The organism is Sphingobium sp. CFD-1 (assembly GCF_024611115.1).
Taxonomy (GTDB): Bacteria; Pseudomonadota; Alphaproteobacteria; order Sphingomonadales; family Sphingomonadaceae; genus Sphingobium; species Sphingobium baderi_A.
On the sequence record NZ_CP084398.1, the window covers coordinates 636,448 to 651,703 of the forward strand.

The window sequence follows — 15,256 nt, forward strand, 5'->3', positions numbered from 1 at the left end:
CGAGGGGTGGAAAGCGGATCGTCCACTCCCACCCAAAACCGTCATTCAGCGCAAGGGTTCGCAGATGGTATCACTGCCTTCTTTTTCCACATATTTCACGCTGTTAACCAATTTCTCATTGCGTGACGGAGTATTTTGACGTCACTATCCTGGGCACGGAAACTCTTAGTGATAGTCAGTATTAACTACGATTTATACTGTTATATATCTAAAGTTATAGTATATTGATTCGGTGTAAATTGAGAACGGCGGAGCAATATTCGACCACGCTAGCGGCGGGATAGTCCTGCTGCGGGCGGCGTAAAAGTCGTCCACCTTGAAGCCTTTCTGCCAAGTCAGGGAGGTGTGGGGATCTACAGCGTGGAACTTTATCTTCAGGTCCGTTTGGCTTGCGCGGATGGCATGAGCCAGCGGGCGGCGGCGAAGCGTTTCAATGTGTCGCGCGACACGGTGCGCAAGATGCTGTCGTTTTCATCGCCACCGGGTTACCGGCGTCAATCTGTCCCGCAGCGCCCGAAGCTGGACGGGTTTGTGGCGATCATTGATGGATGGCTTGAAGGGGACCGCTGCGTCCCGCGCAAACAGCGCCATACGGCGAAGCGGGTATTCGACCGCTTGCGCGCCGAGCATGGTTTCACCGGCGGCTATACGATCATCAAGGATTACATCCGCGAGCGTGAGCAACGCAGCCGGGAGATGTTCGTGCCGCTGGCCCACCCGGCGGGGGATGCGCAGGCCGATTTCGGGGAAGCGCTGGTGGAGATCGGCGGGGTGCAGCAGAAGGCCTACTTCTTCGCACTCGATCTGCCGCACAGTGATGCCTGCTATGTGCGGGCCTATCCGGCGGCGGTGGCGGAGGCTTGGGTTGACGGACACGTTCATGCCTTCGCGTTCTTCGGCGCGGTGCCGCGTTCCATCGTTTACGACAACGATCGCTGCCTTGTGGCGAAAATCCTGCCAGACGGCACGCGCAAGCGTGCCACGCTGTTCAGCGCTTTCCTGTCGCATTATGTGATCCGCGACCGCTATGCCCGTCCGGGCAAGGGGAACGAGAAAGGCAATGTGGAAGGGCTGGTAGGTTACTGCCGCCGCAATTTCATGGTGCCGATCCCGAAGTTCCCGACCTGGGAGGCCTTCAACCTATGGCTGGAGGAGCAATGTCGCAAGCGCCAGCAGGAGAAGGTGCGCGGGGAGAGCGAGACGATCGATGAGCGCTTGCAGCGCGATCTGGCGGCCATGCAGCCTCTGCCCGCTACACCCTTCGAGGCCTGCGATCAGACGAGCGGGCGGGTCTCCTCGCAATCTCTGGTGCGCTACAGGACCAACGATTATTCGGTTCCGGTAGTCTGGGGCCATCAGGAGGTCTGGATCAGGGCCTATGTCGATGAAGTGGTGATCGGATGCCGCAGCGAAGTTATCGCCCGTCATTCTCGTTGCTATGCCCGCGAGGAGGTTATCTTCGCCCCGCTCCACTATCTCCCGCTGATCGAGCAGAAGATCAACGCATTCGACCAGGCCGCGCCTTTGCAGGGCTGGGATTTGCCCGAAGCGTTCACGACACTGCAGCGGTTGATGGAAGGCCGCATGCACAAGCATGGCAGGCGTGAATATGTACAGGTGCTGCGCCTGTTGGAAACGTTCACCCTCGCCGATCTCCAGGCGGCGGTGGAACAGGCCATTGATCTTGGCGCCATCGGCTTCGATGCCGTCAAGCACCTCGCCCTGTGCCGGGTCGAACGCGTACCGCCCAGGCTGGACCTGGACGTCTATCCCTTCCTGCCACGCACAACGGTCGAGAAGACCTTTGCCAGAGCCTATCTGAGCCTGCTCTCCGACCAGCAGGAGGCCGCATGAGCGATCAGACCCCGGAGCTTCTTCTCGCTCACAATCTCAAGGCACTCAAGCTGCCTACGTGCCTGCGAGAGCACCACAAGCTCGCCCGGCAATGTGCCGCTGAAGGCGTCGATCATATCCGCTTCCTCGCCCGCCTTGTCGAGATGGAGATGATCGACAGGGAGCGTCGTATGGTCGAGCGGCGCATCAAGGCCGCGCGCTTCCCCGCCGTCAAAAGCCTCGACAGCTTCGACTTCACCGTCATCCCCAGGCTCAACAAGATGCAGGTGCTCGAGATGGCGCGCTGCGAGTGGATCGAGCGGCGTGAGAACGCCATCGCTCTGGGGCCATCGGGCACCGGAAAGACGCACGTAGCGTTGGGGCTCGGACTGGCAGCATGCCAGAAAGGGCTGTCGGTGGGCTTCACCACTGCGGCGGCGCTGGTCAGCGAAATGATGGAGGCGCGCGACGAGCGGCGTCTCCTGCGCTTCCAGAAGCAGATGGTCGGATACAAACTGCTCATCATCGACGAACTGGGCTTCGTACCGCTCTCCAAGACCGGCGCCGAACTGCTGTTCGAGCTGATCTCCCAGCGTTACGAACGCGGCTCCACCTTGATCACCAGCAACCTGCCCTTCGACGAATGGACCGAAACCTTCGGATCCGAGCGTCTCACAGGCGCGCTCCTCGATCGCCTGACCCATCACGTCAGCATCCTCGAGATGAACGGCGAAAGCTATCGCCTCGCTCACAGCCGGGCCCGCAAGGCCAAAATCAGACCCTGAAAAGCAAGCCAATGCCGGGGGGAGTGGCCCTCGGGCTACGCCCTCACGCCACTCCCCCCGGCGTGTAACACGATGGCCTGGTTTTACGCCGCCCCATGGCCGACTTTTGCTCCGCCGTTGACAAATGGGCCAGGAGCGGTTCGGCTTATGAAACGGCTTTCCGCCTGACGGATCGCCCGGCACGCATCGCCAATAATTATGGCGTCTCTCTGCTGCGGCAAGGGCGGGCGAAAGAGGCGGCCAATCTGTTCGCCGAAGCGGTAAGCCGGGACGGATCAAACCCTCGCTATCGCAACAATGAAGATAGCGCGCGGGCGAAAGCTGGATTGCCTTTGCGGGATGCTGTGGAACCGGTTGGGGAGGATCAGGCGCTGCGTCTGGCCGATGCCGTTCGGCGGGCGGGGCAGATGCAGGCATTCGCTGCCGGGATCGAGGAAAAGAAGGGGGAACCATGACGCACATCATTCTGGCTCTGGTGACGCTGCTGTTGATCCTGGCCGCTGTGCAGGATGTTATGATGTTGCGGATTTCAAATGCCTTTCCCGTGGCGCTGATCCTCCTGTTCGGCGCGTGGGTGGCCGTTGTCGGCTTTACTGCGGCCTTGTGGTCCAACGCGCTGTCCTTCCTTGTCGTGCTGGGGATGGGCGCCTTCTTCTTTTCCCGCCAGTGGCTTGGTGGCGGCGATGTGAAATTGCTGGCGGCGAGCGCCCTGTGGTTCTCGTTCAAGGGCCTGCTGCCTCTGGTCGTCCATGTAACGATATTGGGCGGTATGCTGGCGCTGGTTTTCATCCTGTTGCGCCGGCTTGTCCCAGCCGGGAACAAGGAGGGTGGAAATCCTGCCTTGAAAGCTAAGGGACCGATTCCCTACGGCTTGGCCATTGCCGCAGGCGTGATTGCCTGCCTGTATCTTTACGGGCCGCATCCATCGCCTGCCGGTGGACTTCCGTCCTATATGCGAGTGAATTGACAGGCAACGAACGTGCTCGAAGACGCAATCTTTGCGTTTAGTGCGTTTCTTCGGGGATCATCGAAACGATCAGTTCGGCGCGCGACTTGACGCCAAGCTTCTGGAAAATGCTGTGCAGATGGACCTTGACCGTGCCTTCGGTCAGGCCGCATTTTTCAGCAATGGCTCGATTACGCAGACCTGCGCGAATGAGTTGCGAAATTTCCTTCTCCCGTTCGGTCAGCAGGTGGACGGACTTGGGTTTCTTGCTCTTGGCATTGACGCTGTAGCGCAACGCCCTGTCCATGATCGCTGGGTCGATGCAATTTTCGCCGGCTTCGACCTTGGCGATGCAGGCGAGCAATTCCTGCGGATCACTTTCCTTGAGCACGATACCGTTCACACCCATTGCGACCGCGGCCAGTGTCTGCGCCGGGGAAATGTAAACGGTCAGAAAGATTGCGGGCATTGAATATCCGCTGGCGCGCACTTCACCGAGGACGGACAGGCCGCCCCCGTCCTTCATGCTGAGGTCCAGGATGAGGATGTCGGCTTCCTTGCTCGCGACAAGTTCCATGGCTTCCCGTTCCGACTTGGCACTGCCCAGAACATCGTGGCCATTGCTTTTCAGAAATTGAGTGAGGCCATCCAGAAATATTGGATGATCGTCGACTACGATAAGCTTGGCCATTATATTGACGACCTATCTTTGGTTATAGGTATCTGAATACTTAACAGGGAGCTTTTGTCCAGTTTGTCAAAATAAGCTCTTCCTCCAATGGAAGTCAATCGCTGCGTCAGGGAACGGGACTGCACAATCAACTCCTTACCGTCGTCTGTAAGCGGGATTTCACCTTTGCGCCGTCCGGAATCATCGCGAAATGCAATCATCAGATGGCCATCCGCGACAGATATGGCGATTGATAGCCTACGCGCCTTGGCATGTTGGACGGCGTTGGCCGCCATCTCGCGGATGAGGAATTCGACCTGGATGGCGATGGTGCGGGATACGAGGATTTCGTCCTGATCGAAGAGCGGATGACAATCGATGCCCCATTGGCTTGAGGCGGTCACGGCGCATTGCCTGATCCGCGCGACAAGGTCCTGCCGCTCATGCACGGTGCGGGCGCTTTCGTTCAGAAGTGCCCGCAGTTCAGCTTGCTCGCGGATGACCAGATCTTCCAGGTCTTGTATGTCTCGCGTGATGTCGATCGGCTTTTGTCCTTCAATTTGACCGCGCATCGTGGCCAGACGCATCCGCATCGCCGCCAGCGTCTGTAGCACGCTGTCATGCAGGTCGCGGCTCAATGCCTGCCGAGCCTCCGCAAAGGACCGCTCGCGCCAGGCGGAAAGGAAGTAGAAGCGCTCGAAAAAGGATTCGACGCCTTCCTGAATGGAAACCAGCTGATCGAGGGCGCCGGCGGTCCAGCCATGGCGTGTTTCGATGAGCACCGTGCCGGAAATATCTCCGGCGGCGATAGGAAAGCCGACACCATAAGCCATGCCGAAAATGCGGGATTGCGCCTCGATCAATTCCGGCACCGATCGGAAACGCAGCGTGCCTATGCTGTTTCTGACGAGCACTTCCTCCGATTGCCGGTTGAACAGGAACGGCGTGTCGGCAATCCGGGAATTCAACAGTTCCGATACGAGCGCGTCGGGCAGGCTGGGCGTATCGCAGGCGCCGCTGTCCCATGCGAAGCAGCGCACTTCGCCGTTGTCCAGATTACGCCAGATCAGCCCGACCTTGCGCGCGTCGCCGATGCGTGACAGCTCCTCCAGCAGGGCTGAGGTAGGCAGGCTGTGCATATTGCCACCTACGGCCTGAAGCCGGTCCGCCCAATGCTGCAAGTGTCCGCGGCGCACCATCACGCCCATGAGCGCCAGCGCGCCCAAACATCCGATCAGCACGGTCGCGCCATCGATCTTGATCAATATGTCCGAACGAAATGCGTGCATCCCCCATGGCTCATAATGATGGCGCAAGAGCACCAGCAGGATCACGCCTCCCGCGATCATGGTCGCGATCGTTCTCCCCAGCCGTTCATGCACCGCCCAGAGAAGGATGAGCGTGGCCCCCAGCGCTGGCAGTTCCAACTGTCGGAGCAGCGCAACGATCACCATCAGCAATTGGAAATCGATCAACAGGATCACCGGTCGGACGGCCATTTCGATCCGCGTCGGCAGGAACAGGACCGCCGGGAAAAGGACTGCCCAGGCCAGAAGGGCGAACGACACATAAACCAGCGTCGGCGCCATGTCCGGATATTGGCCGCCAATGGCCTCCAGGCTCGTCTGTGCGAGGAAGGCCACGGCAATCCGCGCGACGGCCAGGATGATCATGGGCGAGCGGCTGACCCATGCCGCTATGCGACCCAAAGTCAGTCCTGAAAGCCTTGCGAGTCGTTCCACTGCGCCCTTCTCCGAGTCGTTCGTTTCGGTATCGACGGTTAACCATGACAGGTGGCGCCGATAGTATGAAAGGTATAGATGATAAATAAAAAACTATATCTTTCGCAATATAACCAAAGTAATTTTCCTATAGCAAGTCGTTTAAAATGGTTAACAAAACTTGAATTAGCATGACTCTGGATTTGCCTTATCTTAGGATTGGATATCGGGTCAGATAAAACACTTTAATAATGATTAATCCGGGGTTGGGTGACTTTGGAAAGTCGATCCAGCGAAAGATAGCGCAAAAAGGGCAATAGCTGATCCGCTAATGCCAAAAAACGCGGCAAAATACGATCCCGACGCCTTGACGCATTCGGGTGATTGGTTTTCCGCGCGCTGCTTTCCAGGGCCCCGCAACGACATGTTGGGGAAGTCAGATGGATTTCGAGCGCGATTGGGATGTCTCTGCAGCCGATGATCGTCAGCCAGCACTGGGCAATGAGGTGTCCGCCGCATTGCGTGTACAGATGGCGATGTCACAACCCGGCAGAATGCAGCACATCACCCCCGGGCCGGACGGCGTGGTTGTCCTGCCCGCCGGAACGGACCTGAACCAGATCCATGTGGTCGGCCGTGATCTGGTGGTGGCGTTGCCGGATGGCACCCAAATATTGATCGAGGACGGTGCGGTGTTCGTGCCACGGCTTGTTCTTGGCGACGTCGAAGTTCCCACCATCAACCTTGCCGCGCTGCTGGTCGGCGAAGAGCCGCAACCCGCGGCTGGTCCCCCACAAAGCTCCGGCGGCAATTTCGCCGGTCCTCCAGGGGACATCGGTGACCGTCATGGACTAGGCGATCTGTTGCCACCGACCGAGCTTGTCTTCACGCAGCCCGAACAGCGTGAAATCATCCCCGTCGCGCCCGACGACGACGATCAGCCGGAAGTAACGATTGTCACACCAAATCAACCGGCGGGTGTCAGCGATGCGAGCGCGAACGTTAGTGAAGCGGGGCTGGGGCCGCGCGAAGGTGAACCCGCCGGTTCCGCCTCGGCAGGCAATAGCGAGACAACTAGCGGCACCATCGTCATTTCGTCGCAGGATCAGCCAGCGACAGTGACCATCAACGGCGTTGTTGTGACCGCCGTGGGGCAGACGATCACGACGGATATTGGTGTCCTGACCATCACGTCCATGAACAATGGGACGATCGGTTACAGCTATACCCTGACCGACAACATCATCGGCCCGCCTCCGGCCGAAATCTTCACGGTCGTGGTTACCGACGCGGATGGCGATCAGGCCACCGCCACGCTCACCATCTTCATTGCGGACGACGTTCCGACCGCCGTCAACGATGTCGACAGCGTGACCGAGGACGGTCCCCTGGTCGCGGATGGCAACGTGCTGACGGGGGTCGGTGGCGGGGACGCCAATGGCACGGACGGCGTGGCCGATGTGCAGGGTGCCGATGGTGCGGTGGTTTCGACCACCGGCACTTTCCAGGGCAGCTATGGTGTTCTCACTCTCAACGCCGATGGCAGTTACAGCTATACGCTGGCCAATGGAAATCCGGCGGTTCAGGCGCTGGTCCCAGGCCAGACCCTGACGGAAAATTTCAACTACACCATCACCGATGGGGACGGCGACACGTCGACCGCGACGCTGACCATCACCATCAACGGCGCGGATGACGGCGTCACGATCACAGGGCTGGATCGGGATCCGGGCGTGAACGGCGCTGAAGAGGTCGTTCTGGAAAGCGATCTGGCGGACGGCAGTTCGCCCGACGCGGCGGCGCTGACGCAGCAGGGATCCTTTTCCATCGCCGCGGCCGATGGGCTGGCGACCGTCACCATCGGTGGCGTGGCGGTGCTGTCCAATGGTGGCTTCGTGGCCGGACAGGTCATCACGACGCCACAGGGCACATTGACCATCACGGGTTTTACTCCGACCTCCGAGGCGGGGGGCGCGGTGACGGCCGGTACGTTCACCTACACCTATGTGCTGACCGACAATAGTCTGGATCACAGCACGCCGGGGGCGGACAGTCTCTTCCAGAGCTTCGACGTGGTGGCCACCGATCGCAACGGATCGAGCGATAGTGCAACGCTGGATATCCGGATCGTCGATGATGTGCCCACGGCCCATGACGACGTAGATGGCGTCGCGGCGGGCAGCTATGGGCCGGAAGGCGGCAATGTCATTACCGGAGCGGGGACTGTATCCGGGGCTGCCGGCGCTGATGTGAAAGGCGCTGATGGGGCGGTCGTGGCGGGCGTGGCCGCAGGTGCCGGGGGAACGGCGCAGGTCGCGGCGGGAAGCGTGGGCACGGCGATTGCCGGTGCTTATGGCACGCTGACGCTCAACGCCGATGGCAGCTACAGCTATGTCCGCGCGGCGGGCACGCCAGGCGGCGTCAGCGACAGCTTCACATACACGCTGCGGGATGGGGATGGCGACCTGAGCGCCGCGACGCTTCGGATCGACATAGCCGACAGCCAGGTCGTCATCATCTCCATTCCCCGCGTGGGGGATGGAACGGTGGTCGATGAAGCCGGGCTGGACGATCCGGTCGGTTCCAACGCCGCAGCGGATGTAGAAACCACAAACGGCACGATCACCTATTCTTCACCCGATGGTCCGTCGACGATTACGATCAATGGCACGGTCGTCACCGCCCCCGGACAGACCATCGTCACCGACAAGGGCGTGCTGACGATCACCGGCCTGACGGATGGTGGGATCGACTATTCCTATACGCTGACGGACAGTACGACCGGCGACGATGTCACCGACAGCTTTCAGGTGACCATCACCGACGTCGATGGCGATAGCGCCACCGACACGCTGGTCATCACCATCCTCGACGATGTGCCGACAGCGGCGAATGACGTCGATTCCGTGCGGGAAGACGGACCGCTGGTAGCCGACGGCAATGTCATGACGGGTTCGGGCGGCACGGACGCTAATGGGACAGATGGCGTCGCGGATGTGCCGGGCGCGGATGGCGCGGCTGTCACGGGCATTGCCTTTGGGGGCACGGCAGGCGCTGTAGGTGCCCTGATCGCGGGCGCTTATGGCACGCTTCAGATCGAAGCGGACGGAAGCTACCGCTATGTGCTGAACAATGGGAATGGCGTCGTTCAGGGACTGGATTCGAATCAGACCCTGACCGAAACCTTTACCTATACGCTGACTGACGGGGATGGAGACACCTCGTCCGCGACGCTGACCATCACCATTCAGGGCCGCAATGACGGCGTGACCATTACCGGCCTTGATGGACAGGGCGCGGAAGAAACCGTCTTCGAGAATGATCTGGCCGAGGGCAGTTCGCCCGACGCGGCGGCGCTGGCCCAGACCGGCAGCTTCACCCTGAGCGCGTTGGACGGCGTGTCGACGATCACGGTCGGCGGCCAGTCGATCTTCGCGAACGGCGCCTTCACCGGAGCGACGATCTCCAACGCTTATGGCAGTTTGCAGATCACCGGCTTCACGCCCGTGATCGGCGCGGACGGCGATGTCATTGGCGGCGAAGTTTCCTACACCTATACGCTGAACGACAACACCCTGCTGCACACCGGCGGCAATGACGGGAGCCTGACCGAGAGCTTCGCGGTGATCGTCACCGACACGGACGGATCGACGGACAATGCCAGCCTCGACATTCGCGTGGTCGATGACGTTCCGGTCGCGAATGACGACAGCGCGACGCAGCCCAGCGAAAATGCACCGGTGTTGATCAATGTCTTCGCCAATGACGTGGCGGGTGCGGACGGCGTCAACCTTGCCAGCGGCGTGGTTCTGGAAAGCGCCGCCGCCAAGGGCACGGTGGTCTATCAGGGCAATGGCGTCTTCCTCTATACGCCCGCAGCAGGCGCGGAGGGGCAGGACAGCTTTACCTATACGATCACGGATAGAGACGGGGATCAGTCCACGGCCACGGTGACGATCACGCTGGCGGGGGATTCGGAACCCACGGTGCGGGTTTCCGATCTTACCGTATCGGAAGCGGGCCTGCCGGACGGGACGCAGGCAGCAAGCGATCTGGAAACCGACAGCGGCACCATGACCATCGCCACTGGCGGGGATGCGCTGGCCAAGGTTGAGGTGCAGGACAAGGATGGAAACTGGATCGACGTGACCGCGGCCACCGCCGGATCGCCGATCGTGGTGGCGGGCGCTGGCGGACAATTGACCGTTACGTCCGATGGCGCCGGGCATTACAGCTACAGCTATACGCTTACCGATAATGACCCGACCCATCCCGACAATGATCCGGGCGATGGCGACGGCATCAGCGGCGCGGCGGATCCCAAGGCGGGCGACAGCTTTGCGGTTCGCGTGACGGACAGCGATGGGGACGTGTCGCCCACGGATCATATCAATGTGACGGTGCTGGACGATGCGCCGACGTTGACGGTCGATGGCCAGATAAGTGTTGTGGAAGGGGCGACGGCGACGGGCACCTGGTCGCAGGTGATCGGCGCGGACCAGCCGGGGGCGAGCACGGTCGTGGTGGTGGGCGCGAACAGCTATGCCATCGGCGCGCCGATCAATACGGGGCTGGGCACGCTGACGGTCAACGCCAATGGGACATGGAGCTTTGTGTCCAGCAACAATCTGGACAATGATCTCAATCCGTCGCTGAGCTTCACGGTGAAGGTGACGGATGTGGACGGCGACGTGGCGCAGGACACGCAGACCATCGCCATTGCCGATGGCGCGGGGCCGGCGGCGGGCGGTCCGCTCACCCTGGCGCTGGACGATCAGAATCTGGCGGACGGGACGACGCCCGGCAACCCTGATTTTGCGTCAGGCACGGTGAGCTTCACGGCCGGATCGGATGCGCTGACGGGCTTTGCCTTTGCGGCGGGGACCGGCGCGCTGGGCGGCGGTCTGACGTGGAACCGTGTGTCGGGCACGCTGATCGAGGGCTGGGACGGTCCTGTGGGCACCGGCACGAAGATCGTGTCGCTGGCGCTGTCGGCGCCTGCCTCTATCGGAGCGGGGCTGAACGGCACCGTGACGGTGACAGCGACGCTGCTCGACAATTATGACAGCCACCCCGGCATTAATCTGGATGATCTGGTGGCGCTGGGCAATATCGGCGTGGTGGCATCCGATCAGGATGGCGACAGCGCCACCGCCACGGTCAACCTGACCGTGTCCGACGATGTTCCGACGTTGATGGTCGATGGCCAGACGAGTGTTGTGGAAGGGGCGGCGGCGACGGGCACCTGGTCGCAGGTGATCGGCGCGGACCAGCCGGGCGCGAGTACGGTCGTGGTGGTGGGCGCGAACAGCTATGCCATCGGCGCGCCGATCAATACGGGGCTGGGCACGCTGACGGTCAACGTCAATGGGACATGGAGCTTTGTGTCCAGCAACAATCTGGACAATGATCTCAATCCGTCGCTGAGCTTCACGGTGAAGGTGACGGATGCGGACGGCGACGTGGCGCAGGACACGCAGACCATCGCCATTGCCGATGGCGCGGGGCCGGCGGCGGGCGGTCCGCTCACCCTGGCGCTGGACGATCAGAATCTGGCGGACGGGACGACGCCCGGCAACCCTGATTTTGCGTCAGGCACGGTGAGCTTCACGGCCGGATCGGATGCGCTGACGGGCTTTGCCTTTGCGGCGGGGACCGGCGCGCTGGGCGGCGGTCTGACGTGGAACCGTGTGTCGGGCACGCTGATCGAGGGCTGGGACGGTCCTGTGGGCACCGGCACGAAGATCGTGTCGCTGGCGCTGTCGGCGCCTGCCTCTATCGGAGCGGGGCTGAACGGCACCGTGACGGTGACAGCGACGCTGCTCGACAATTATGACAGCCACCCCGGCATTAATCTGGATGATCTGGTGGCGCTGGGCAATATCGGCGTGGTGGCATCCGATCAGGATGGCGACAGCGCTACCGCCACGGTCAACCTGACCGTGTCCGACGATGTTCCGGCAGCGACGGATGACGGCTTGCTTGCGAGCGTCGATGACAATGCATCGGCGGTGGTGATCGGCACGGTTTCGGGCTTGCTTGGCAATGATGCGTTCGGCGCGGATGGTCAGGGTTCGCCCGCCATCACCATCGCGACAGGAAGCTTGGGCGGCACTGTGGCGATCGTCGGCGGCAATCTGGTTTATACTTCGGGCCACAATATCGGCGCGCCCTATGCTTCGGTGGTCGAAACCTTCACCTACACCATCAGGGATGGCGACGGGGATACCGACACGGCCACTTTCTCGGTCCAGTTGACCGATAGCGGGCCGACGATTTCCGCAGCCGCTGCCTCGTTCACGGTGGACGAGGATGGGTTGAGCGGCGGCATCGCCGCGCCTGCGACGGGCGATGCTCCGGGGGCGGATGTGGTCAAGACGGGCACGTTGGCCGGCTTGAGCTTCGGCGCGGATGGCGCGGGCAATATCGCGCTGACGGCGGTGGCGGATACGGGACTTCGGACCCTGTCGGGGCATGTGATCGAGACGGTGTGGGATCCTGTTACGCACATGCTGACAGGGCAGGACGCCACGAACGGCGCGGACATCTTCACCTTGCAGATCACGGATGTGGCGACAGGCGCCTATCGCTTCGAATTGCTTGCGCCCATCAAGCATAGCGACCCCGCCAGCGAGGACGACAAGTCGCTTTCCATCGGCGTCACGGTGACGGACGCGGAAGGCGAAAGCGCCAACGGTTCCATCAGCGTCACGATTGACGATGACAGTCCGACTTTGACCGTCGGGCCTGCCGCCGCCGGGGAATTGACAGTCGATGAAACGTCCCTGTCCACTAATGATACCGCCAATTTTTCCGGACTGTTCACGCCCAGCTATGGCGCGGACGGTGCGGGTTCCGTGGGCAACTATGTGCTGGGCTTAAGCGCGACCGGTGCAGCCTCCGGCATTTTCGATACAGCGACCGGCAATCAGGTCTTCCTGTTCCTGGAAGGGAGCAAGGTAGTGGGCCGCGCGGGCGCCGGTGCGGGCACCGCCGTGGGCGGACCCATAGTGTTCGAACTCAGCGTCGACGCATCGGGCGTGGTCACGCTGGACCAGCAGCGCGCGGTGCTTCATTCGCCCGATAGCGGTCCGAACCAGTCCCTGTCGATTGCCACCGCGAATCTGATTACGCTGACGGCTACGGTAACGGATGGAGATGGCGACACGGCACTCGCCACCGCCAACATCGCCAACGCGATCACCTTCTTCGATGACGCGGGCAGCCTGGGGAGCTTCTCAAACATTACCGTGGTTAACGGCGCCAATGTCGTGGGTAATGGAACCTTCACCTATAATCCCGGTGCGGACGGCCATGGATCGTTCGCGATCACGGCGCCGGCTCTTCCCGGTATCACCTATTCGACGGTTCAGAACGCCAGCGGGGCCTTGCTCACCGCGACGACCGATCCCGATGGCGCAGGCGGTAATCCGCCCGTCACCGTCTTTACCTTGCAGGTCAATGCGGACGGCACCTCGGTGTTCACACTGGTTACGCCGCAAGCCGCGACGACCGAGACCATCTCCCTGTTGGGCCTTTCGGCTGGCGGGCCGACGCCCTTCGTCCAGACAGTCGATGGCAGCGTCGAGTTCAGCGGCAGCGGAAAGGGCGTGAATTCGTCCACCAACGGCTTTGGCGTCGACAATCAATTTGTCGGCAACGGCGAAAGCTTCACCATCGAATTTCACGATCCGGGACAGCCCGGCGATCAGGCGTCGACCGTGAATCCCGAAATGGTGAGTTCGATCGTCTTGAAGAATGATAATATCAACGGATCGCTGCTGATCAAGGTGACGGTCTACAACGACGTGGCAGGCACTTCGGAGGTGGTTTTCACCAATTTGAATGTCACGGGCACGTCGACCCTCATCGACCCCGTGATGTCGGAATTCAACCGGGTCGTGGTGGAAGGTGTCGGCGGCAGCGGACAGGGCGTGCGCTTTATCTCGCTGGATATCGGCAAGACCATCCTTCCTTCCGACATCGACCTGAACTTCACGGTTCAGGCCACCGACAAGGACGGCGACGTGACATCAACGTCGACGCTCAATGTCTTTGTCGATGCGGCAAATCCGACGCCGCCCGTCGTCCTGGATATGGACGGCGATGGATTGGAGTTTGCCGGCCTCGCGGCAGGCGTGACCCATGATTATGGCAGCGGGGAAGTGGCGACGGCCTGGGTGGCGCCCGATGATGGACTGCTTGCCCATGCCACAGGTGGTGGCCATGACATCGTCTTCACCGACGATGCGGCTGGCGCGCAGACGGACCTTGAAGGGCTGCGCCTTGCCTATGACAGCAATGGCAACGGCTTGCTTGACGCGGGCGACGCGGCCTTCAACGAATTCGGCGTGTGGCAGGACGCCAACAGCGATGGAAAGGTCGATGCGGGCGAATATGTCTCGCTGACCGATGCGGGCATCCAGTCGATCCAGCTCATATCGGACGGGCAGGCCTATACGACCGCCAATGGCGATGTGAAAGTGGTGGGTGAAGCGACCTACACAAAGACGGACGGAAGCACCGGCGCTGTTGGCGATGTCGTCTTTGCCACCGCGACCAGGGACACCGACAGCAGCAAGATCGCGGCGGCATCGACGGTGGCGTCGGGACTCAATCAGGCGCTGATCGCGGCGAGCCTCATCGCGGCGGCCGACCTTAAGCTGGCTCCCGAACATGTTGATCCTCTCGTGCAGCATCAGGACGGGGCACGGGCAGGTGACGCCGATCAGTTGGCGGCCGCTCAGGGCGGATTCGAAGCGCTCACGCCAATCGCTTCAGCCACCACCTCGCCTTCGGATGCATTGGCTGACGATCCGCGTGACGGCGCTCAGACACAAGCGGCCGAACGGACGAGTCATGGCGCGGAGGAGGCATCCGTCGATCATGCCGGTCTTGCCGGAGGTGACGGGGCGGCCACCGCATCGGCTGACAATGCAGGCGGATCGGATCAGTCCGCGCCGCTCGAACATCAGGCGCTGCTGGCGCAACCGATCAACCTGGCGAATTTCGATGGTGCGGCGGCGATGCTGCCCGCCCATCAAGCCGCGATCGCGGACAATGCCGCGACAGCCGCGCAGGTCGTAACGGAGGCACTGGGCCAAGGCGATGCGCCGAATATCGAAGCGCTGCTCGCCGCGCTTCCGGCCGGACCGCACGCCATTCCGGTTTTCAACGCCGGTGCGGCCGAATTGCTCGACGGCGGGCATCTGGCGGCGCTCGCGCATGGCGCGGGCGGGGCATTCGACGCCGCGATGGCCATGCACGAGGCGATGGCTGTCGCGCACGGCTGACGGAAGGC

General features: G+C 61.6%; 7 protein-coding genes. 5 read left to right on the forward strand and 2 right to left on the reverse strand.

Annotated features, from left to right (window positions below; all coding sequences use genetic code 11):
• Window positions 1-360 precede the first annotated feature (360 nt).
• The 4 genes from istA to LDB26_RS03245 all read left to right on the forward strand — a co-directional run bounded on the left by istA (window position 361) and on the right by LDB26_RS03245 (window position 3,585).
• Window positions 361-1,854 carry an IS21 family transposase gene (istA, locus tag LDB26_RS03230; RefSeq protein WP_257541944.1) on the forward strand — a complete coding sequence of 498 codons (1,494 nt, stop codon included), beginning with the start codon at window positions 361-363 and terminating at the stop codon, window positions 1,852-1,854.
• Complete coding sequence (istB, locus tag LDB26_RS03235; RefSeq protein WP_213500153.1) at window positions 1,851-2,618, forward strand: IS21-like element helper ATPase IstB; 768 nt, start codon at window positions 1,851-1,853, stop codon at window positions 2,616-2,618. Before istA ends, istB begins: the two co-directional genes overlap by 4 nt.
• Before the next feature lie 95 nt (window positions 2,619-2,713).
• Entirely contained in the window at window positions 2,714-3,073 is a 360-nt protein-coding gene (locus tag LDB26_RS03240) for a hypothetical protein (protein WP_257540300.1), read from the forward strand.
• Window positions 3,070-3,585, forward strand: a complete 516-nt coding sequence (locus tag LDB26_RS03245; protein ID WP_062064092.1) for a prepilin peptidase — start codon at window positions 3,070-3,072, stop codon at window positions 3,583-3,585. The genes LDB26_RS03240 and LDB26_RS03245 overlap by 4 nt, the downstream gene beginning before the upstream one ends.
• Before the next feature lie 37 nt (window positions 3,586-3,622).
• Here the strand turns inward: LDB26_RS03245 and LDB26_RS03250 are convergent, their stop codons facing one another.
• Window positions 3,623-4,255, reverse strand: coding sequence for a response regulator transcription factor (locus LDB26_RS03250; protein WP_231746432.1), 633 nt, complete (start codon window positions 4,253-4,255; stop codon window positions 3,623-3,625).
• Window positions 4,255-5,907 (reverse strand): sensor histidine kinase, encoded by a 1,653-nt coding sequence (locus LDB26_RS03255; RefSeq protein ID WP_062064096.1) that lies wholly within the window; start codon window positions 5,905-5,907, stop codon window positions 4,255-4,257. Before LDB26_RS03255 ends, LDB26_RS03250 begins: the two co-directional genes overlap by 1 nt.
• Window positions 5,908-6,395: 488 nt before the next feature.
• Here LDB26_RS03255 and LDB26_RS03260 point away from each other — a divergent pair, with 488 nt between their 5' ends.
• Window positions 6,396-15,248 (forward strand): DUF5801 repeats-in-toxin domain-containing protein, encoded by an 8,853-nt coding sequence (locus LDB26_RS03260; protein ID WP_257540302.1) that lies wholly within the window; start codon window positions 6,396-6,398, stop codon window positions 15,246-15,248.
• Window positions 15,249-15,256 lie beyond the last annotated feature (8 nt).